At 46.5% G+C, this 21,641-nt stretch carries 19 protein-coding genes; 4 read left to right on the top strand and 15 right to left on the bottom strand.

Annotated features, from left to right (window positions below; translation table 11 throughout):
* The first annotated feature begins 9 nt into the window (after positions 1-9).
* The 3 genes from PV783_RS13110 to PV783_RS13100 all read left to right on the top strand — a co-directional run bounded on the left by PV783_RS13110 (position 10) and on the right by PV783_RS13100 (position 3,843).
* Positions 10-1,443, top strand: coding sequence for an ABC transporter permease (locus tag PV783_RS13110; protein ID WP_420988294.1), 1,434 nt, complete (start codon positions 10-12; stop codon positions 1,441-1,443).
* Positions 1,440-2,876, top strand: coding sequence for a DUF3526 domain-containing protein (locus PV783_RS13105; RefSeq protein ID WP_420988293.1), 1,437 nt, complete (start codon positions 1,440-1,442; stop codon positions 2,874-2,876). The genes PV783_RS13110 and PV783_RS13105 overlap by 4 nt, the downstream gene beginning before the upstream one ends.
* Before the next feature lie 91 nt (positions 2,877-2,967).
* On the top strand, positions 2,968-3,843 hold the full coding sequence (locus PV783_RS13100) for an AadS family aminoglycoside 6-adenylyltransferase (RefSeq protein WP_420988292.1): 876 nt from the start codon (positions 2,968-2,970) through the stop codon (positions 3,841-3,843).
* Here PV783_RS13100 and PV783_RS13095 read toward each other — a convergent pair whose 3' ends face one another.
* From PV783_RS13095 to PV783_RS13070, 6 genes are all read right to left on the bottom strand, one after another.
* Positions 3,844-5,472 (bottom strand): ArnT family glycosyltransferase, encoded by a 1,629-nt coding sequence (locus PV783_RS13095; RefSeq protein WP_420988291.1) that lies wholly within the window; start codon positions 5,470-5,472, stop codon positions 3,844-3,846.
* Positions 5,473-5,794: 322 nt separating this feature from the next.
* Complete coding sequence (locus PV783_RS13090; RefSeq protein ID WP_111578948.1) at positions 5,795-6,466, bottom strand: YceI family protein; 672 nt, start codon at positions 6,464-6,466, stop codon at positions 5,795-5,797.
* 126 nt (positions 6,467-6,592) lie between these two features.
* Positions 6,593-6,898 carry a DUF493 domain-containing protein gene (locus PV783_RS13085; RefSeq protein ID WP_111578949.1) on the bottom strand — a complete coding sequence of 102 codons (306 nt, stop codon included), beginning with the start codon at positions 6,896-6,898 and terminating at the stop codon, positions 6,593-6,595.
* Positions 6,899-6,977: 79 nt separating this feature from the next.
* Complete coding sequence (locus PV783_RS13080) at positions 6,978-7,418, bottom strand: YqgE/AlgH family protein (protein ID WP_079468366.1); 441 nt, start codon at positions 7,416-7,418, stop codon at positions 6,978-6,980.
* Between the two features lie 125 nt (positions 7,419-7,543).
* The gene (locus PV783_RS13075; RefSeq protein WP_079468367.1) at positions 7,544-7,807 is read right to left on the bottom strand and encodes a hypothetical protein; all 264 of its coding nucleotides are present in this window, start codon (positions 7,805-7,807) and stop codon (positions 7,544-7,546) included.
* A 34-nt stretch (positions 7,808-7,841) separates the two neighbouring features.
* Positions 7,842-9,812 carry a DUF1963 domain-containing protein gene (locus PV783_RS13070; RefSeq protein WP_420988290.1) on the bottom strand — a complete coding sequence of 657 codons (1,971 nt, stop codon included), beginning with the start codon at positions 9,810-9,812 and terminating at the stop codon, positions 7,842-7,844.
* Between the two features lie 215 nt (positions 9,813-10,027).
* Here PV783_RS13070 and PV783_RS13065 point away from each other — a divergent pair, with 215 nt between their 5' ends.
* Positions 10,028-10,948, top strand: coding sequence for a DUF2268 domain-containing putative Zn-dependent protease (locus PV783_RS13065; protein ID WP_420988289.1), 921 nt, complete (start codon positions 10,028-10,030; stop codon positions 10,946-10,948).
* A gap of 245 nt (positions 10,949-11,193) precedes the next feature.
* Here PV783_RS13065 and PV783_RS13060 read toward each other — a convergent pair whose 3' ends face one another.
* From PV783_RS13060 to PV783_RS13020, 9 genes are read right to left on the bottom strand one after another with little or no spacing between them, the layout of a single operon-like run.
* Positions 11,194-12,306: an acyltransferase family protein gene (locus tag PV783_RS13060; protein WP_420988288.1), complete on the bottom strand. Its 1,113-nt coding sequence runs from the start codon at positions 12,304-12,306 to the stop codon at positions 11,194-11,196.
* Between the two features lie 6 nt (positions 12,307-12,312).
* The gene (locus PV783_RS13055; protein WP_420988287.1) at positions 12,313-13,116 is read right to left on the bottom strand and encodes a glycoside hydrolase family 16 protein; all 804 of its coding nucleotides are present in this window, start codon (positions 13,114-13,116) and stop codon (positions 12,313-12,315) included.
* Positions 13,117-13,147: 31 nt separating this feature from the next.
* On the bottom strand, positions 13,148-13,792 hold the full coding sequence (locus PV783_RS13050) for a carbohydrate-binding family 9-like protein (RefSeq protein ID WP_420988286.1): 645 nt from the start codon (positions 13,790-13,792) through the stop codon (positions 13,148-13,150).
* On the bottom strand, positions 13,789-14,562 hold the full coding sequence (locus PV783_RS13045) for a glucosamine-6-phosphate deaminase (protein ID WP_420988285.1): 774 nt from the start codon (positions 14,560-14,562) through the stop codon (positions 13,789-13,791). Before PV783_RS13045 ends, PV783_RS13050 begins: the two co-directional genes overlap by 4 nt.
* Positions 14,563-14,573: 11 nt before the next feature.
* A complete protein-coding gene (nagA, locus tag PV783_RS13040) occupies positions 14,574-15,782 on the bottom strand; it encodes an N-acetylglucosamine-6-phosphate deacetylase (RefSeq protein ID WP_420988284.1) in 1,209 nt (402 codons plus the stop codon).
* On the bottom strand, positions 15,782-17,104 hold the full coding sequence (locus PV783_RS13035; RefSeq protein WP_420988283.1) for a sugar MFS transporter: 1,323 nt from the start codon (positions 17,102-17,104) through the stop codon (positions 15,782-15,784). Before PV783_RS13035 ends, nagA begins: the two co-directional genes overlap by 1 nt.
* A 5-nt stretch (positions 17,105-17,109) precedes the next feature.
* A complete protein-coding gene (locus PV783_RS13030; protein ID WP_420988282.1) occupies positions 17,110-18,639 on the bottom strand; it encodes a beta-N-acetylhexosaminidase in 1,530 nt (509 codons plus the stop codon).
* 13 nt (positions 18,640-18,652) lie between these two features.
* The gene (locus PV783_RS13025) at positions 18,653-20,002 is read right to left on the bottom strand and encodes a glycosyl hydrolase family 18 protein (RefSeq protein WP_420988281.1); all 1,350 of its coding nucleotides are present in this window, start codon (positions 20,000-20,002) and stop codon (positions 18,653-18,655) included.
* 32 nt (positions 20,003-20,034) lie between these two features.
* A complete protein-coding gene (locus PV783_RS13020; RefSeq protein WP_159454204.1) occupies positions 20,035-21,609 on the bottom strand; it encodes a SusD/RagB family nutrient-binding outer membrane lipoprotein in 1,575 nt (524 codons plus the stop codon).
* Positions 21,610-21,641: the final 32 nt, after the last annotated feature.

Here is a 21,641-nt window from a genome sequence, read left to right as displayed (position 1 = left end):
CATCTCCTTATGAAAAAACGCTCACCGCTATTTACCATTGCAGCTCATGAGTATGTGATGATTTACAGAGACAGGATCGTGATGCTGCTGGCGATGATCGCCTGGATTTTACTGGCGGCTGCCGCGTATACAGGGTGGGAGCGCGGGCAGCAGACAGCGCTGCAAAAAAACAGGGCCGCTGCCATGTTCCGTCATGAATGGGAAGAGCAACAAGCCAATCCCCATTCAGCGGCTCATTTCGGCACGTACCTGTTTAAGCCCAACACCTTTCTCAGCATATACGATTATGGCCTTAACCGCTACCTCGGTGTTACCTACAGAGTGGAAGCGCATGTTCAGCATGAGGTAAACCAGGCGGAAGCACAGACTACCGACAGTCAGCTGCGCTTCGGGGAATTATCTGTGTCGATGGTTTTACAGCTGCTGATGCCTTTACTCATCCTGCTCATCACCTACAGTACCATTACCCGTGAGCGGGAAGGCAACACCCTGCCCTTACTGTTAATGCAGGGCATACAGCCTGAGCAACTCATCTGGGGGAAAATTGCCGGCAATTATGCGATCGTTCTTACGATTGTTATCCCGGCCTTTATACTATTGGGCTTACCCGTATCTCAACAAGGCAGTCAGCCGGATATCCCCGTTCGTTACGGCCTGTTTGCCGCGGCCTACCTGGTTTACTTTTTCGTATTCACCAGCATAGGAACACTGGTATCGGCGTGGAGCCGCAGCTCCGGCGCCGCCATGGTCGCTTGCATCGGCATATGGTTCCTGCTGTCGGTACTGGCGCCCAGGCTAACGGTACGCCTGATCGATGAACGACATCCACTACCCTCCCGCTATGAATTAAACAAACGGATAGCGCAGGGATACAGCAAAGGAATGAATGGCGATGGCACCAGCATACAACGCCACCAGCGCTACCTCGACAGCACGCTGAAAAAATACGGGGTGGATTCTGTGAAGCAGTTGCCGGTCAACTTTGATGGCCTCTCCATGCAATATGGCGAAGACTACAACACCAAAGTATACGAACGGTACAATGGTGAAGTAGAAGAGATCATCGAACTGCAGCAGGAGCAGTTGGAAAAAGCCGGGCTGGGATCTCCGTTCATCGCTATCCAGCAGGTGTCGATGGGACTTTCCGGATCTGATTATTATCATCACCGCTCCTTTCATCACCAGGCGAAAAAGTACCGGGATGAGTTCATCCGCATACTGAATATGAACCTGGCCAACAGCGGGGCGCAATATCTTACCTATGATTATAAAGCAGGACCGGATTTTTTTAAGAGAATGAAAGACTTCACCTATGATCCTCCTCCGGCGAAAAGCGCCGTTACCTGGCATCACCTGGCATGGCTGGCCCTGGGCGCCTGGTGCTTGTTGGTGATGATACTTACAAACCTGACTGCAAAACAACTTATTAAAATAAAGCTATGATGCTGTTAAAAACTATTTTCCTGTTTGAATGGCAACAATTACTGCGGCAACGATGGATGCTGGTAAGCCTGTTGCTGTTTATGTTGATCAGCCTACTGTCCATCCGCTCCTCCAATCGCACTATTGAAAGCCGGTTTATCCAGGCTGATAGTATCCGGGAAGAATACCACCGCGACTACGTGACTGCACTGCAGCGGTTTTCAGACACCCTCACTGATAAGGGCAAAGCAACTGCAAAAAATGCGGGGCTGGCAGTTATGGTCAATTACTGGCTGCCGCAAAATGCCGTTAAATTGCCGGCCCCGCTGGCGGCCCTTTCACTGGGCCTCACCGATATCCAGCCCTGGTACCAGCAAATCAGGTACACCAAAAGCTTTGAGGAGGCAAACGATATACCTGTCAGCAACCCGGTGATGCTGTTCGCCGGTAACTTCGATCTTGCATTCGTGATCATCTATTTACTGCCGCTGCTCGTCCTGGTATATTGTTATAACCTGTATGCTTCCGAGAAAGAAACCGGCACATTAACCATGCTCATGATCCATGCGGGCAGCATTCACCGCATCATTACACTAAAGCTGCTTTTCCGCTTGCTGGTGCTGGCTACGCTCCTGCTCACCGTTAACGCACTGGGATTTATCCTGGCTTATAAACAATCATTTCCTTCCTTCATCACAATGCTGCTATGGTGTTCTGCCACCCTGTTATATCTCCTGTTCTGGATCACGGTCGCCTATGTTGTGCTCGCCTTCCGGTTCAGCGGTACCCGCACGGGTTTGTACCTGGTAAGTTGCTGGATGTTGGTGCTCATTATCCTGCCGTCGCTCATCAATACCTATGTACAAAAAAAACATCCCCTGCCGATGAAAGATGAAATTGCAGCATATCGGCGCCACCAGGGAGAAGAAATTTGGAATACGCCGGCCCGGGTGTTATCCGACAGCTTCAACCGGTATAATCCGCAGTATGCCGCCAGCATCAACCCTGCCAGGGACACGCTGCCGCTCAGTACACGGTACATAGCCGGCTATTACGATCTGCTGGAAAAACGGATGGACAGGGTGCTTACTCCCTTCCAGGAAAAGATAAAGCAACGCAATCTTCATTTTGAAACGCTTTCCAACCGGAATCCATCTTCCCTGGTACAACAATGGCTCAACAGTTTAGCCGGCACCCAGTTAACCGCATACCAGGATTTCTCCCGGCAGTCTGATATCTATCAGCAAAAATGGAAAACATTCCTCTACGGTTTTCATATCCCCGAGAAACACCTTACGCCGGCAGATTATAAAAACTTCCCGGTTTTTCAATACCACGCACCAGCGTTGCCTGTCCACCGTTTAATAGTCCAGGCAGGGTACCTGTTATGCCTGGTACTACTACTAACAGGCGCCGGGGTTTATATCTTCATTCATAAAAACCGTACATCGTAAAACCTGTGATATTCAACCGGGATAAGGCTATGGGCTATCTCCAATAAGTTTAAAAATGCATTATCTTTAATACTAAAGCTAATTTCATCCGGTGAAGGTAAGAGACGAAAAACTACAGCAAATTATTGATTGGGCTAAAGATAATAAAGATGTCAGCGTAATGCTCCTCACCAGCTCCCTGGTAAACCCACTGGCCCCGGTCGACGACTTCAGCGACCTTGATATTGAACTGGTTTTTGAAAACATGGAGCCCTATCAGCTGAACAATGAATGGACGCATGCCTTTGGAACACCTGTTTCAATGGTTGAAGAAGATGAAACCGTATTTGACAATAAACACGCTATGAAAATGGTGCTGTATGATGATTATGTAAAAGTAGATTTCAAACTATATAAAAAGTCTGAATTTATAAAAGAGGTCCATAGTGACACCTTACCGGAGGATTGGGACGTGGGTTACAAAGTTCTTGTTGACAAGCACCATCTTACCCAACAATTAAAGGCGCCCACTTACCAATCTGTCATCATTAAAAAACCTGCAGCGCAAAAGTTCAACCAGGTAATGAATGATTGTTGGTGGGACATGACCTACGTGGCTAAATGCCTCGCCCGTGATGAAATTTTCTATGCCAAATTCATGACCGAAAATATGATGAGAACGGATTATTTAGTTCCCATGATAGAGTGGTATATCGCCAGTCGCCACAACTGGGATATCACTACCAACAAACACGGCAGGTTGTTCAAAAAATACCTGCCCTCCGGTTTGTGGGAAAAAATCGAATCCACATTTTCGGGAAGTGACATCGGGGAAAATTGGAATGCCCTGTTTGCTTACGCTGACCTGGTGCATCTCCTGGGCGTTGAACTGTCTGAAAAGCTGGGATATAGTTACCCGGCAGAGTTGGAAAAAAATATCAGGAAATATCTGGAAGAGATAAGAGCGAAGTGCAATTATAGCAGATAACTATTTATAATTTCTGATCCGGTAAAGCGCCACATCCTTTGTCAGTAACAACCGCTCGAAATTAGCGGGTAACTTATTGGTATGCTCATCCAGTAAAAAGGAAAATTGAGGGAGATATTTACTACTGACCCGGTCAAAGATAAGATAATTGACAGGAGACTTTTTAATATTCAGATCACCCGGAAAGCGGGGAACATAGTTAATGATCTTTTGATCAAAATAACGATACGCGATCCAATCATTGATATTATTACTTTCATAATAAAGTGGCGTCACCACAAACTGGCATCCCAGATAATAGGCAATAGCAGGATGTATGGCCATAACCGTTTTTTGGGCAAGATCCGGGTCTTCTGCTTTTAAAAGCTGTGCTATTCTTTTGGTGTCTGCCAACTGCCCGCTATCGTTGTTGTCATTCAGGTAAATATCCATCTTCCTGGCAGCTACTGTTACATTTACCAGCAAAAAACAGAGCAGGCCAACTGTAATAACCGGCTTTAGTTTTATCCATTCCGGGCTGGAAATGCTTATTATATACAACGAAACAGCTACAGCTATACCGGTTATTACATACCAGCTCAAAAGCAAACGATCCACAATAAATGCCTGGGAAATTAAACCTGTATATAGTATTAAACAGGTTGCCATCACAATAAAAAATTTATTACTTGCCGCAGAGGATTTATTCTTCCTGGTATAAAAAAACTGTACAAAAAATAAAATAATGCAACCAATAAAAGACAGTAAAGTTTTTATCGTGAGTATGGAGAAAACCTGCATTACATTATATAAAAAATGCTTCCCGTAATTTAATGGAGATTCCCGGATAATCTGCCAGGCGGAATGATATGCGGTCTGATCATGCCACCACCATTTCGGGTTAATGGGAGCTGACCGGAACGATAAACCATAGCCAACGTTCAGGTAATGCCAGGTATTCAAAGGACTTCCGTTATTAAGTGTATTGATGATCCACCAGGGCAGGGAAACAATTGCAAATCCCAGTAACAAGGTGAGCACATTTAAACAGCCGGTCCGTGGCCGGTTGTAGAAAAACAACAGTATTGCAAAGGCAGGCAGCAATGCGTAACTGGTATACCGTGTTAACCCTGCCAGGCCGGCTATTATTCCCGTTATGAAAAGATATTTATAGGAAGAAGATTGCAGGGCTTCAAAAAAAAAGCAAATGGCACTTACATAAAACAACGTATCCAGCATGGCGTTTTGTGCCTGGATACTATAAACGAAGTAAGTGGGATTAACGGCGATCAGTAGCTGCGCTAAAAAAGCGGGGACTTCCCCGCCGGTGAAATTCCTCACAAAGCGATAAACAACCAGGAGTAGCACGGAGGAGGAAAGCACGGATATAAATTTGGCAGCCACAAAACCATCCTGAAAAACCCAGGTGAATATACCCGTCAAAAGCGTAAAAAGAGGAGGCCAGAAATGTGAACTCATTCCACGATATCCTTTTCCTTCAAAGATTTCCACACCAGCAAGGTATTGCATGGCGCCATCCCATTCCTCAAACAAGGTATGATGCTGTGCGATAAAGAAAGTCAATATAAAATATACCAGTGGAATTAAAGCTCCTTTCCATAGAGCGGCTTTATTTGATCTGATAATCATCTGACAGCTTTAGATACCTGAACGTTCTATAATTTAAGCGTATTTTCTACAACAGATGAATATGATGTTTAAATATATGTATCATCAATCTATTGTTGTATATATATCATACTCAACCATTTAGATGTAAACATTTATTTACTACATTTTGTTGTAATTAACTTTGAAATTTCCGCCAGGCAGAACAGATAACTTCCGCCCTTCAGTACGGAGAAGAGTTTTTGGTAGCAACTAGCTAAAATAAAGCAGCCTGGCACATGCTCGTGCCAGGCTGCTTTATTTTGATATTGATATATCAGGGCTTTAAGCCGTAGTAAAGAATTTATTTCTTTGCTGCTTTCAGGCTGAAACCAATTTCAACATCTTTACTGATCATCCAGTTTTCAGGGCTACCTTCTGTTTTGTAGTTGATACCCCATGAAGATCTGTCGATCACGAATTTTGCATTAGCAGTAACGTCGTTTTCGCCAACAGTGATTTGTGCAGGGAAAGTGATGTTCAGGGTGCTGTCTTTCAGGGTCAGGTTGCCGCTGATAAGATTGGTAGCGCCAGGAAGCAGGCTTTTCTGCTTGGTACTGTCGAAAGGAGCTACAGATGTGATAACAAATTTAGCTGATGGATATTTGGCTACATCAAAAAAGTCGGGGCTTTTCAGGTGCCCTTCCAGATCGGAAGCCTTTTTATCCGGTTCAGTAACAGAAGCCGGGTCTGCCAACAGGGTAGTCAGGTTTACATCAAAGCTACCACCGGTAACCGCTCCGTTTTCAACGTTGAGACTACCATCTGCAACTTTGATAGTACCAAAGCGGGGGGCAAATCCACCTTTGTGAGTAGCACGCCATTGTACAGTTGTAGTGGCAGTGTCAATTGTATAAGCTGCGCCGGCGGTCACAGCTGCTTCTTTCTTTTCTTCGGTCTTCGCCTGATCAGTCGAAGCACCGCCACATGCTGCAAGTGTAAGCAGCAGGGCAAAGGCAGGTACTGTTTGCTTCATAAATTTCAAATTAAAATTATATATAAGTTCCCGAATATAGGCAATTGGGTTTAATCACGATGCAACATATCGAAAAATGTCAATATTATAACAATTCATGCATACTTTTTTGCATAGCAACCGTTCCTACAGCATAATCACCGAATCAATTTTTGACACCTCTTTATAGTACGAGATCACCTCCTCCTCATCCTGAACAGGTACCTGCACCGTAAAGGACTTATATTTCCCCCCGGAAGAATTAGTTTCTGTAATTCTTGCGCTTACATCCGCAAACATCGACTTCAGCTCTGCTATCTTATCCTCGTCCGCCTTAATAATAAACTTAAAAGTATATTCAGTAGGGAATACTATTGATTGCTGCAACAATGAACGAAAATTTTCATACGGATCTCCGCCTAAGCTGGCATTTACATTTTCACCTGTAGACATATTAATACTATTTATCAATTTTACTTCGCAAAATCAACCTGCAAAATAACTTCTTTTTTAAAAATCCACCTGTCAGCCATTAAAACAGCCTGCCTTCCTCCCATATCTCCCAACTGCCCTCTGCTATTTCCTCTTCGAGTTCATGCGTGTTCCAGCCACAATACCCGATGAATAACCGGATGTCCTGTTCCAATATTGTTCCATTATTCATATGCATCACCGCGGCCTTAAAGTCACCTCCCATATAGATGTTATCCGCTACCGGGACACCTCCTGCTATCAGATCAGGGCGCCGGTGTACAAAATAAAGATGTTCCCGGTCCACAGGGCCGCCATCATACAGCGGAAACGGCGGACTATATCTGAACTCTTCCAATTCATTAAACTTACGGGGAAACTCCTTATTCACCACAAACCCCATCGCTCCCTTTTCATTATATTCAGTAATGAAAAGGGTCGCATCTTCAAAAAAGGTATCATCCAGCAGCGATGTGCTGGTTATAAATATTCCTGCATCCATAACTTTGTAAACCGGGAGCTTTATTAAACTTCGAAAGTACGCATCAAAAAGGAATTTCGTGCCCGCGGCAACCTGTTTAAAAGAAAGCGACCACTATGTGCGGTTATCTATCTCCCCCCGGATAATTAATTAAAGGTACCTATCAACTGAAGTACCTGGCTGGTGGCCAGGGTTAAACCAAGTATCAGAAAAAGCCAGAACCGGAACGTACGGTAGGTTGGTTCCGCTATTATATAAATTACCATACACACAATCCAGAAAGCAACGGCGATACTTTTAAAAGTAACGGAGTTTTTCATATAGGTGCTCCCGATAATTAAAAGTATAAGTCCCGCTACTTCTATAGGAGGACCATAACGCTGCCAGAACAAAATTAATTTTCTTCTCATAACAATATAACTTTCATTATGTAATCTGTGAAACTTAGCTGCTCTCTATCGTTATAAACACCTTGCGGAAATCCTTTTTCGCAAGGTCGCTTTTATGTATAACAAAAAACAAATCGCCGGCATCTCCCCACGAAAAATCCCCACGGGATTTTACAGTAAGCAGGATGGTCCAGTCTTCAGGGTTTCCTTTGCAGGCCAGCGCCGCCTGCAACTCCGGGGATTGATGCTGGGTGAAACCATAGTTATTGATTTCATAATCACTTTCCTGCAGGAAATTAACCGGTTCTTCAAAAACTTCGTACAGGCTATCGAGTAGTGCTTCCTCCTGCAGCAAAGGTTTTGAAACCTCCCGGAAAATGTACTGGTTGGAATGCCAGGAGTAAAACCCCGGCACCGAATTTTTAACAACGGCATTTGCTTTATAGGGCGTGTATTGTCCGTTCTCCAGTTCATAAAAGTCCTCCTCCGGGAAGGAAAACCTTTTGCCCGATTGCAGCATGGAGTTATCGGCCACATACAACACTTTACAAGGCAAATGCCCGTCGCGGGCGCCGATGTTATGGATAGTTTCCAGGAAAAAGAAAAGCGTTCCCGTTGCCGGTAAATATTCCTGCAACGGCGCCAGTGCTTCGCAATTAACCTGGGCTATAAATTCATACTTATAATGCTGCTTGTTATAATCGTCGTAATAATCAGGATACTCAATATTCCCAGGCAGGTCGGGCATGCCGCCAAACCGGTGATTACCGGTAGCGGCGTAGTCTTCCTCACCGGAATGATTAAACCCGATCGTCCGTTTTACGAGCGCGCGTAAGGCTTCACGGTGCAGCAGTAACCCGTCTTCCATGAGGATTTCGTCGACGGGCCTGATTAACGCTTCATCCTGTTGTGCAAAAAACAGTTCATCGTTCCACTTAACCGGTCCGTTGCCATCTGCATCTTTGTAGGTATTATCAAGCACCTGCTGTTTATTATTCATATCCAGATCCAGCCCGGCAAAAGCTGAATAAGCAGCGGGCAGGAATGAAAACGGGTTATTGGCGGCGTTGATCTTCACAATTTTTGGCAGAGTCAGCAGGTTTTCGGGCAAAGTTTTTAATTGGTTCTTCGCCAGGTGCAGATATTTAAGCTCCGGCAATTCAAACACTGAAATTTCGCTGAGCTGGTTGCCGTTCAGGTTAAGATATTCCAGGTGCGGCATATCCATGAGGTGGGCGGGCACACGCGACAGGTCGCCGCCGGCAAACGAACAATGTTTGAGCTTTGTGAGCTTGCTCATATATTCGGGAATACGGCACAGGCTTGAATCAACAATCACGAGGTGCTCCAGTTCCTGGAGATGAAGCAGCTTATCATCCAGCCGTTCCAGGGGTAGCTTCTTCACCGGCCATTTAGCGGTGATCTCTACATGCCGCAATGCTTTCAGGCGATAAAATTCATTCGGCAGCCGGTCGAATGTGGGATTGATAAGCACCAGCTTTTTCACCCATTCTACCGGGGCGGCTGCTGCTTCTTCCACAGCAGTAAAGCAATATCGATCCCAGTTTAACTGTGCGGTATCTATCTTCCTGTAAATAGTAACCGGAAAAACCGGCTGATCACTCCAGGAAGGTTTCAGCTGCCCCAACAGCGCTACCCAGCCATCTTTAAAAACAACATCCCCAAAAAACTTTAGCGTATAATGAAACCGTTCACGGTTCATAGAAAGATAGGGCTCCTCGTGTTTATCTTCCTTAAAATGAATCACTCCTTCCGGTGCATCGCTTTTATAAATCCCCAGGGCGGGAATCACTATTTTCACTTCCCCGGTGGGCTCGTAGTCGTCCAGCAACTCCGCCTTTACAGCCCTTTCCACATCGCTGGTGCGGGCAACAATAGTAATAAGTAAAACGCCGGAATAATCGAAATCCTGTCCGGACTGCGCATCATCCATCTCAAAAATAAAATCGTTTATCTGAAAGTGATCTTTACCATCCGCTGGTGGCGCAAAAGCATGAAGTTCCATAAGCCCGTTCTTTTGATATGGTTTCCTGAAATTGGGTTAACCGGGTTACCGGCGCGTTGCATAATTATACGAAAAGCCTGTTAAAAAAAGAATTTTCCGTCAAAACTTTTGCCAGATGACAACTCTCCCCTAGCCAGGGAATTTCTCAGTAATTACTTATTTCAACCCGGACATTCCTGTTAAAATTTGCTTCAGAAAAATTACATTACATCATTATGAAGCCCTTTCAATTACCTGCCGCTATGCTTAAATATTGCCTGACATTATTAACAGCTGTGCTTATCAGCACCGTTGCTTATTCCCAGACAACTTTTTCAAATAACCCCGACAGCGCTGTTTTTCTTACAAAAGACATAGATAATTTCTGGAAAGCTTTTGATCTTTTTAAAAAAGATACCACCGTTAACCCGTTTGGCAGTGCCTACATCGACATTGGCAGTGCGGGGGTGAAAGGATTTATTCCGGACAGGATTAAAAACGCCGAAAATTTGTATAAGGTGGTCAGGAGGCGCAGCAGCGACTATGAAAAAGTGAGGACCACAACTTTGCAGATGAAAGAAAAGGAAAAACAATGCAGAAGCGCGTTCTACGCTTTAAAATACTGGTACCCGCCGGCACAGTATCCGCCTGTTTATTTTGTGATCGGCGCTTACAATTCAGGTGGAACATTCAATGAGGAGGGTTTGTTTATTGGCGCCGAAAAACAAACTGATACCGGCAACATCCCGTTTATTGTGGCGCATGAGCTGATTCATTTTCAGCAAAAGAACTGGATGGAAAATCCAACTTTATTGCAGCAGAGCATTGTTGAAGGCAGTGCGGATTTTTTGGGAGAACTGATATCCGGGGCAACCACCAATAAAACCGCAATAGACTATGGGAATAAAAACGAGGACAAACTATGCCGGGAATTTGTAACAAGAATTGACAGTACAAACTATATCGACTGGCTATACGATGTTTCCCGGAAAGACGACCGGCCTAATGACCTGGGTTACTGGATGGGTTATAAGATCACACAACAATATTTCATGAAGGCGGCAGATAAAAAGCAGGCTGTCAGGGAAATTCTTGACATTAAGGATTATAAGGCTTTTTTGGCCCAAAGTGGATATCTGAAGAATTATATTAAATAAAATGAAAATATACTATTAGAACCGCATCTCCCCTATCTTAGCGAACCCATGCGGGACTCCAGGGGGGAGATAGTGCATGGGGAGTGCATTAACAGTGCATGGGGAGTGCATGAGGAGTGCATGGGAACAGTATTGATAGTGCATGGGCTATCCATGACATACGCAAGTCCGGGGCATCGCAGAAGCATCCGCGGGGTTCATCAGCCTCCCTGTTTTAGCCGGGCATACCTGGGCCATTATTTAAATTACACTTTCACATATATCTTCCGCCTGTCCATCACATACCCAAGCAGCCACATCATCAGCATATAAACAATAGCAAACAACAGGGAAGCATTTTTGTCAGATAACCAACTGCTAAAAGCATCCCTGTAAATAATCCCCTTCACCGATCCTTCGTTTATCTGTATCATCCCCATCAGCACAATCACTACCCACGCAACAATGTAGATGAACAAGGGATTTTTACCGAATACTTCAAAGAAGTAAGTCCATTTCCGGAATAACCATACATCTATAATGGTAATCAGTGCAGCGAGGATCAGCAAATCAAAACCGGTGGTATAAATAACATAGGAGCTGGTCCAGAGCGGTTTATTGATAGGCAGGCACCTGTTCCACAACGCGCCGGCTGCCACCAGCAATATGCCGGCAGCAAACAGTTTCAGAACACCTCCATTCTTCTGCACAAAACTCCCTGTAAGAAAACCTGCCACCACATTAACAACAGCAGGAAATGTACTCAATAGTCCCAGCGGATCAAACGGAAAGCCATAATGCTTATACATATGCCCCGGAGATAAATAAAGCGCATCCAATCTGCCAACCGCATTGCCTTCCAGGCTGTAAGGGCCGGGCGGCACACCAAAACAATACAACACATACCAATACAACAATAATATCAATACGCACATACTAACAAGCGTCCGGCTACTGCAATAACGGATCATAAAAGCTGCGATGCAGTAACAAACCGCAATACGCTGTAAAACGCCCCAGATCCGTATGTCAGCCAGAGGCTTCCACATATAATGACCCTGTTCGTACTGAACAAAAGGGAACATACCGAGCAATAAGCCAATTATAAAAATGATGGCTGTACGTTTGAATACCTTCTCCATAAATTCAGTATGAGCAAGACTTTTCATCTTCCCCATACTGAAACTAAGCGCGTTTCCTACCACAAACAGGAAGGAAGGAAACACCAGGTCGGTCACCGTAAAACCGTGCCAGTCGGAGTGTTTAAAAGGCGCATAAATCGCATTCCAGTTGCCCGGGGTATTCACCACTATCATGAAAGCAACGGTCATCCCTCTCAGCACATCCAACGCAGGGTATCTTTCCGGTACAGATTTCATACTTAATTAAGATAAGGGGGTAAATTTGAATTCGTGTATGATGATTTCTACGGCGTTGCCATTAGAAGGCGGTGCATCAAAAAGCCAGAGGTTCATGTGTATGGGCATTTGTAAGGTACTGATAGAGGTGGGCGTAGTCCAGGTTTTCGTTTCAAACTGGTTCAGGTTTCCATTCTGGAAGCCGTGCAAACTCTGAAAGTGAATGGACGTGGCATCGCGCCGGAACCGGTGTGTGGTATAGGTTCCGTTCAGCACAAAATCCTTCGCATAGGTGACGTTATTGACGCCGGTAGCACCGGTAGCCGGCCAAACGGTATAGTTCAGTATTGGCGCGTTGGGATACCCCCATCGTGAAAACTCAATATCCATTTCATCAAAACGGCTGTTCCCGGAATAATTAAAAAGCCCGAATACAATATTTTTATCCAGCGCATTTACGGCTCCTTCGATCTTCCACTGGTAGGTGCCATATCCAAACAACTGGGTACTTCTTACTTCTGCACATTCCCACCGGCCGGTATCATTATGCTTTTTAAGCACCAGGTGTAACCGCCCGTTGCTGTCTACCCAAACGTTATCACCGCTCCAGTAATTATTGTGAGGCCCTTGCTGACCGGCCGGTTCCTTTACGATCCAGGTGTAGCCGGAAAACTGGATGGTGGTTTGATTCACCCCGTTCACCGCAACCGTATTGGTTTTGCCGTGCTCCACACTTGTTTTTGTTTGAACCGGTCCATCCAGTTTGGAGGAGGTACAATTTGCAAAACAAACAGGGATGGCTGCCAACAGCCATACAAAAATGCTTTTCATAATTTTGTACTTTTTATAGGTTATTGAATAATCAGAGAAAACAGATGTCAGCAAAATCTTCCCGCCGGTGGAAATCCGGCATAGCGGCCTTTACATCATTCCAGGTTAAAAAATGTGGCGCCGGCATTTCATCTCCGCATTTATAAAAATTGCCTTTTACCTTCATGGCGGTGAGCGTGGTAATGTTATGATAGCTAAATACCACCGCTGGTATAATCACCGTTAATTCCCAAACAAATGACCTCCTGCCCTGCTCCACTGCCGATATAATATGAGTAGCGGTGGTGATCAGGTCAGTAGCCGTAACGGGCAGCGGGGCCCTGTTTTCACGGCTGGATCCAAACCCGGCTTTACACCAGCCGATGCAGTTAAACTCCAGGTTATAATAGTTGCCGCCATCGTCGCAGGCTACAAAAAATTCCACGCAGCTGTCTTTATGAATATCCCCATTGGTAGAAGCTGCCGCCAGCAAATGACTTTCCTTTACGTAGTATTTGAGCAGGATGGCATCTTCACTATGGGCAATGGAAAACGCTGCCTCCACCGCATGCGCATACTGAGGCCAGGGGTTACAACTGATCGGGATCACCTGTAGCCTGTCCAGCATCCTGCTCACTTCAGCAGGCGCGGGTTTACCATACAACGGAATAAAGGGCACCTCCAGTTTCCGCATCATGATACCTTTTGATGGCTTAACCGGGCACTGCTTTCCTCATCCAGGAAAAGTATGGCGCCGGGGTGGTTTCGCAGGATAGTAGCCGGATATTGTTCCTGTATATCCCGGTGAATAGTATCATATATTGCCGCTGCTTTCCGTGGGCCTGGTACTACGCAAAAAATATACGGCGCTGCCAGCAATGTGGGGATGGTTAATGTAACGGCATGTGTGGGCACTTCTTCCAACGTGGTGAAGCAACCGTCGTTTACCTGTTGCTGCCGGCACACTTCATCCAGCGTTACTATTTTCACGCTTTGCGGATCTTTAAAATCCGCCACCGGCGGGTCATTGAAAGCAAGGTGACCATTCTCTCCTATTCCCATACATATTATATCTGCAGGATGTGTTTGCAGCAGCGCAGCATATTTTTCACAGGCTGTTTCCGTTCCACTGCCATCGATATAGTGGATGGAATGAAAAGGTAACGCGTCAAAGATCCGGTGCTTCAAAAAGTTGCCAAATCCCTGTGGTGCATCTGCCGGCAGGCCAATGTATTCATCCATGTGAAAAGCATTTACGCGGTTCCACTCAATGCCGTTCTCGTGTAGCAGTGCTTCCAGGAACTCGTTCTGGGAAGGGGCGGCTGCAAAAATGATATTCACTTCTTTTTTATTTCCCAATAAATACCGGAGGGTGGTTGCCGCCATTGCTGCAGCTGCCCTGCCCATTTCCTGCCGGTCCGGATAAATCTTCGCGGTTAATTTCCCTGCTTTAAATTCCTTTATCATGTTTGTTTTATTTAGATAAGATAACCGGAGAAAGATTCTTTCGACATGTACACAATGTTTCCGTTCACGATGGTGGTGTCAATGTTTATCCCGTCGTCGAAGATGACGAGATCCGCATCTTTGCCTTTTACCAAAGTTCCTTTCCTGTCCTGTATATGAAGAATAGATGCGGGCGTTTCACTCATCATCCTTACCGCATCACGCAGGGGTATCTCTGCCAGTTCTATCATGTTCCGCACTAACCGGTCGGCGGTAGCTACGCTTCCTGCAAAAGCGCTGCGGTCGGGCAATTTGGCTACGCTATCTTCCACCAGCACGTTCAAACCATCTTTAAGGCTGCCTAACACAGATGGTCCTTCCGGCATGGCCGCAGCCCGCATGGCATCGGTGATCAGGGCCGTACGTTCGGGGCCTTTAATTTTATACACCAGCTTCAGCAACGGGGCAGGCAAATGAATTCCATCAGCAATGATCTCTACGGTCATGCCGTCGATCAGGTAAGCGCTTTCAATGACCCCGGCATAGCGGTACGCATTACGCCGAGAAACACCGGACATACAGGAATAGAAATGTGTAGCATGTGTAAAACCTGCTTCATAGCCTTTTATCACTTCTTCATAAATGGCATCGGTATGCGCCAATGCTGCGAGGATATTCCTGTTGGTTAAATATCTTCCGAATTCCAGCGCACCGGGCAGTTCGGGCGCAGCGCTCCATCTTTTGATGGCCGGCGAGCGGGAAAGTATATCCATGTACTCAGCCGGGTCCGGATGGCGGATATACCGCGGGTCCTGCGCGCCTTTCTGCTGCATGGAAAAATATGGCCCTTCAATATGCAGCCCGGCAAACGCGGCGCCTTTATCATTCAGTTTGTGTGCCTGTTCATAAATAGCCAGGGTATCCAGCAAATCCTGCTTATCGCAGCTCAGGGTGGTGGGCATCATGGCCGTGGTGCCATAACGCGCATGCGTAATCGCAATCTGCAGGAAAGCTTCAATCGTATTGTCCATAAAGTCGTGACCACCACCACCATGCACATGCATATCTATAAAGCCGGGCGCAATGTATTTTCCGCGGGCATCGATCTCTGTTGCGCCGGGTATTGCTATGTTTTTATCGCTCACCTCTGCGATGACGCCATCTGCAATGATCACGCAACCACCGCTAATAGTGCGTTGCGGCGTAAGCACCGTTCCGTTATATATCTTCAGATATTTCATTATTCATTTATAGTTTTCCGGTTCCAGCTTCTCAGGCCAAATGCATAAAATGCGTAAAAGATCAGGTAGCCATAACAGGGCAATAGTACCAGGTAGGCAATGCGCAATCCATACTTATCGGCCCAATAGCCATACAGGAGCGGCAAAATAGCATTGCCGCATAATCCCATCACCAGTAAAGAAGCGCCTGTTTTTATAAAGCGTCCGAGGTGGTCGAGCGCCAGTGGCCATATTCCCGCCCATATCATGGAGTTGGCGAATCCCAGGAGTACAATACACCATACAGAAACATCCGTGTGATGCCCCAACAGCGGCACCTTTCCCTGTACAAAGGGAATCATACAGCTGAACAAAAGACCCAGTACCGTACAGATACGCAGTGCCGTCAGTTGCGAAAGAAACCGCGGTATCAACAAAATACCCAGTATATAACCCGTGATAGTGGCCGCTAAAGTATACGACGGAAATACCTTTGCTTCAAGGAATGGCATCCCCATACTGGAAGCGTAGTTGATGATACTGTCCACCGCAATCACCTGTGAGCCTACGTGAAAGAAAATGGCGACTGCGCCCAACACGAGGTGCGGAAATTCCAGGATGCTTTTCGGGCGCTCCTGCGGAACCGCCGTAGCTGTGGGTTCCGTATCGGTATCAATTTCCGGCAAAGGAGAAAATCTTATCAATAATCCCAACAAAAATAAAACAACAGATACTACTGCATAAGGTACCACCACCCGTTGGATCAACTGGTCCAGTATCACTTCCTTTTCCGGTCCCTGCATGGCGGGAAGCTCCCTGAAAAGCGTTTGATCGCCCGGCCGGATGATAGCCACCGCAAATAAAAGCGGCGCCAGTATGCCGGCTGCTTTGTTGCAGATACCCATAATGCTGAACCGCTGCGCGGCCCGTTCCTTATCGCCGAGTATAGTGATATATGGGTTGGCCGCGGTTTGAAGGATAGCAAGGCCCAAACCGATCGTGAAAAGCCCCGCCAGGAAAAGCGGATAAGCCCTCGTAATACCCGCGGGCACAAAGAGCAATGTACCGGATGCCATGATCCAGAAACCGATCATCATTCCCTTGCGGAAACCTGTTTTCTTTAACAGGTAGCCGGCCGGCAACGACATCACCAGGTAAGCAATATAAAAAGCAAATGCCACCAGGTAGGATTGAAAATTATTCAGTTCACAGCCTATCTTAAAATAAGGGATCAGGATCGCATTGATCCAGGTGACCATCCCAAAAATAAAAAACATCAACCCGATGATCATAATGGGGATGGTATCTTCCCTTCGTTTGTACAATACTCCCTGCATGTTCATATGTGTCATTTGTTAGCCTCCAGCTTAGTTCTTAACTGATTCCATCTTTCATTACGCAAGGTATTCTCCGTTTCAATCTCAGCAGGAAACAATACGTCCCTGTTCATAAGAGAGAAACGTTTGTTCAGCTCTTCCGGCTTCAGATCATTGAGCTGTTGCAGCAGGCCCGCAGCCTGATCGCGGGTGTAGGCAACATCATTCATCCTGGCTTCTATCATTAAACAAGACAGGTAATAAATCCGGATATCACTCAATAACAGGAAGTGACCGAAGCTGGCTTTGTTAGCGGAAGGTTGCAGGGAATATAGCACCCTGGCTGTTTCCCGGGCGCTGTCCAGCAACGCGGCAAGCGAAATGCCCGGCTTCGCCACCGCTCCCTGCGATACTTCATAAGGCGTTTTTTTCAGCGCATTCCAAAATGACAGGGCCTGCGTTTCATTAAAGCCATACTGATCTTTACAGTAGCGTACAATGAATTTTTCTATCTCCAGCGGGGCCGTGGTACGCAAACTTTCAAAATACGCCGCTATCAGCATATCAAACCCTGTTATGGGATATACCCGGCGAATCGCATACAGGTCCGTAATATCGGTGGCCGACTCAAACACCGGTGAATATATTCCGGAGGTAGACCACGAGGTCATGATCATACCACGGTAACCCAGCTTCCTCGCCCGCGGAATGAAGTCACGGATATTATTAAAATGTTTCTCCCAGTCGGTCAGGAAATAATTATCAGGACCACTCCGGATAGCCGGGGAACCCCATATTTCAAACCCGCTCTGCATAAGCTTTTCATGATCTCCAAAACGGTTAAGGTCCCATCCATAGTTCCAGTCTATAAAAACAGTTTGCTTTGGTAAGCCCTGTAACGCGTCGGGATATTTCAATGCAATATCTGCCCACACTACCGGTATCTTGCCCAACCTTACTACTTCTTCACACAACATTTTTATGTAATCTCCATACAAACGTCCTTTGCCCACTTTTGCTACTTTTTGTCTGGAGGCTTCCGAATGACCAAGCAGATAAGTTTCATCGCCTCCAATATGAATATACCGGGAGGTATGTGTGGAGATGAGATCCTTATACAGCTCACTAAATAGTACCTTGCAGGCTGCCTCTTTGGTTGGGTTCACCTGGGAATAATCTTTCTGGTCTTCCCGGAGTTCCCGGTAGCGCCAGTGGCGGAGAATATATTCAACATGGCCAAAGCTTTGCTGGAGAGGGATCACATCAATACCCAACCCGTTGCAGTACTTTACAAAATCAATAACCTCCGTCCGCGTGTAGGCGTACCGGTTGGAAATAACGGCGTGTTGCTGATAAGGATAGGTGGCCTCCCATTCCATCACCAGTGTGTTGATGCCATGTTCACTTAACTGCCGCGCAAAGGCTTTCAACGCCGGCATCTTCATCACCTGTATGCGCAGGTCGAGATGAAAACCTTTCACGCGGAAAGTATCCGCCTGGCCATTTACGGAAAGATACATGGCCAATATAAACACCACTGTTAATACACGCTTTGCCATCATAGTACTGCTTGTTTTATTTCAATACGTTGAATATAGTGCCGGTTAAAGAATTGGCGCCTTTTACATCATAATCACCCGTCCAGATATAAGCACCGAGGAAGCCATTCTGTTTCAGGTAAGTGGCTTTCTGCGTTACCAGTGGTAAGCCATTAAAGTATACTCCTTTGGAAATCGCCGCGTATTCTTTATCAGCTGCTGTGGGCACTGCTGCCAGGATATCCTTGTAGGGAATATAGTTATAAGACGACCAGCTCAGGTTGTTCCCGTCTGCATCCAGCTGGTTATATCGCAGTCCGAAAGCCGGTATACCAAGCACCAGTTTTGAAGCGGGGTACTTTGCTTTCCACAGCTGCGCGCCGCTCACAAAATAATCATATCCCGAAGGCTGGCCCGGAATCTTACCCGGCCCTACATGCACACCGTCTTCGAAGGCATGCACGTTTAGCCAGGTGGCGGCGGAGAGATCAGGATAACGATCATGATATTGATTGGTGGGCACTGTTACTGAAATAATAGCGCCTGCGCCAAGTGCCGCCCGCAGCTCGTTCAATAACAAACCCGTTGCTGCAATGTTAGCATTAATAATAGCAGAAGATGCGTTGATATCCGTCATCATGATATCCACACCATCCATTTTCTTCGCGGCAATATAACCTGCAATGGCCTTTACCAGCGCCGCTCTTTTTGCCGCATCAGTGATCACGGCGCCAAAATTATTACTCTGGCTTACGCTCCATCCATCACCCGACAACGCGCCGCTTACACTCAGCAGCACCGGCACGCCGTTGATGTGCGCCCTGCCTGTCAGCTCCTCGGCCTTGCGGTAAGGTTCTCCTTTCGATATATCCATCACACCGGCTGCAGTGATAGTGCCTACTTTGTACGCCAGGTGCGTGATCGTGTTCCAGTCGATATACTTATAGCCGGCTGTATCATTCAGGTATGCCAGCACAACGCCGGCGGCCGTCTTTCTCTGATAAGTATCCGGCACTACAAAAACATCGCGGTAGCGACTGGTGGTTTTACCTTCATAAGACACCTCCAACCGGATACGGAAAGCGCCGCCGGTTGTGGCGGTAAATGCAAAGGTATCGGCAGTAGACACTTCTTTGTCGTTTACTTTCCACGAAATAGCCACTTTGCCTCCGGGGGAATATTGCATACCGGTAAAGGGCAGCTTCTCCCCCATCATCAACACCCTTACACTGTCCGGGCTTTCCGGGAACAGGGCCGCTTCATTGAATACGCGCGGTGTGAACGGCCTTCCATCGGCCTGTTCATCTGCTTCATCTTTTTTACATCCTGCTATCATCAGGCAGCATCCCATAAAAACCGCCAGCAATAAATAAATGGATCGTTTCATCAGTTAATATTTTTATTCCTGTGTTTGGATGTTTATTCTTTGTCCCACCATACTCTTTTCAGCCAGTCATCTTCCCCTATCCGGTCAATAGCAGCCTGCACATTCACTTTGTTCTGCTCTTTTTCGGACAATGGATACTGAAACCGGCGTGGTATAGTCAGGGAGGTGGATTCATTGTTGGGCGTAGCTACCAGTTCAGGATACCCGCTCCTGCGCCAGTTGGCAAACAGTTCCGGCCCGTTCAGCATTAAAGCGATCCACAACTGGTTATTGATCTGCTTTAATTCCGTTCCCGGCTGCAGCGGATTGTTGGTTAAGAAATCAGCTATTTCCGCATCGGGGATCACCGGCCCGCCGGGGTAAAGGCTCAGCTGTTTCATGGCTGCCTCTACCCCCTTCTGATAATGCGTAGCCGCGTCTGCACCCAGTGTGAGCCCCAGGCGTACAGACGCATCTGCCAATAACAACTCCACTTCTGCATAGGTCAAATGCAGGAAGGGAGCGTTATTGCGCATAAAACAAGTATTCATCTCACATTTCAAATCACCGTTCACTGCGTTATAATTGGCGCCATTGGCGAGTTTAACTGTAACCGGACCAACCCAGTCTTCATACACATACTTACCAGGTTTGGATCCCACCAGCCCCAGCACGCTGGCTCTTACCTGCGCGGTAATATCTTCCCTTTCAAAAGGCTTCAGCGGCACATTCTGTTTGTAACAGCGTGGTATGTAGTTGATACGTGGGTCATTGGTATTTTTCAGCTGATCCAGGAAAGTGGTAACCAGCTTCGGCATCGCGCTTTGCTGATTGATGGCGGCCGACACGGAGTTGCCACGCAGGTCGGAATAATTATTCTGGATATCCATGTGCTTCGTCATGCAGTTATCCGCATTGCTGATCATAACGCCGCCATCTGCATTAAAGGCTTCCTGTATTTCCTTCTTTGCCTTTTCTGCATCACGTTTCACCAGGCGCAGGGCCAGCCTGATCCGGAGGGAATTGGCAAATTTTTTCCAGGCGGCAATATCTCCCTTGTAAAAAATTTCATTGGATACTTTATCCTTCGCAGGGTCCAGTTGCGCGGATGCGGCTTTCAGTTCTTCAAGAAAATTGTTGTAGATGTCCTGCTGCTGATCATACACAGGACGCTTCACCTGGGTGTAAAAAGCGCTGCCGGCCTGGGAATAGGGTATATCTCCATACAGATCCGTTAACCTGGCAAAAGTATATACTTTCATGATCCGGCAGATAGCATTCAGGTTGGTTTTTGATGCTACTCCGTTGGTGCGTTCTACAGCATCTACTATATTCACCACATCATTCTGATAACTGTTTTCCCACATTACCCACATACGCGTAATGTCTTTGATATACATGCCTCCTACCCGCGCATAATAAGCGGCGCCCAGCTGTTGCATCATCGGCATCAGCACAATGCTGTTGGTCCGTTCCTGCGTAGAGAGATCTCCGGAGAACCATAGTTGTGCAAAGATCAACTGGTTCTCGGGGTTTATTTTGCTGGACTTGGTGGGATCTGTATTCAGATCGCCGAATTTGCTGCAGGCGGATATCAGCAGCAACAGCGCCAGTAGTATATATCTCATTGAATGGTTGCTTTTAGTGTTCATGTCTGTCA

It is taken from the genome of Chitinophaga sp. CC14 (genome assembly GCF_048957795.1).
Lineage (GTDB): Bacteria > Bacteroidota > Bacteroidia > Chitinophagales > Chitinophagaceae > Chitinophaga > Chitinophaga ginsengisegetis.
The sequence above is the reverse complement of the archived record's forward strand: the minus strand, read 5'-3'. Positions and strand labels throughout refer to the sequence as shown.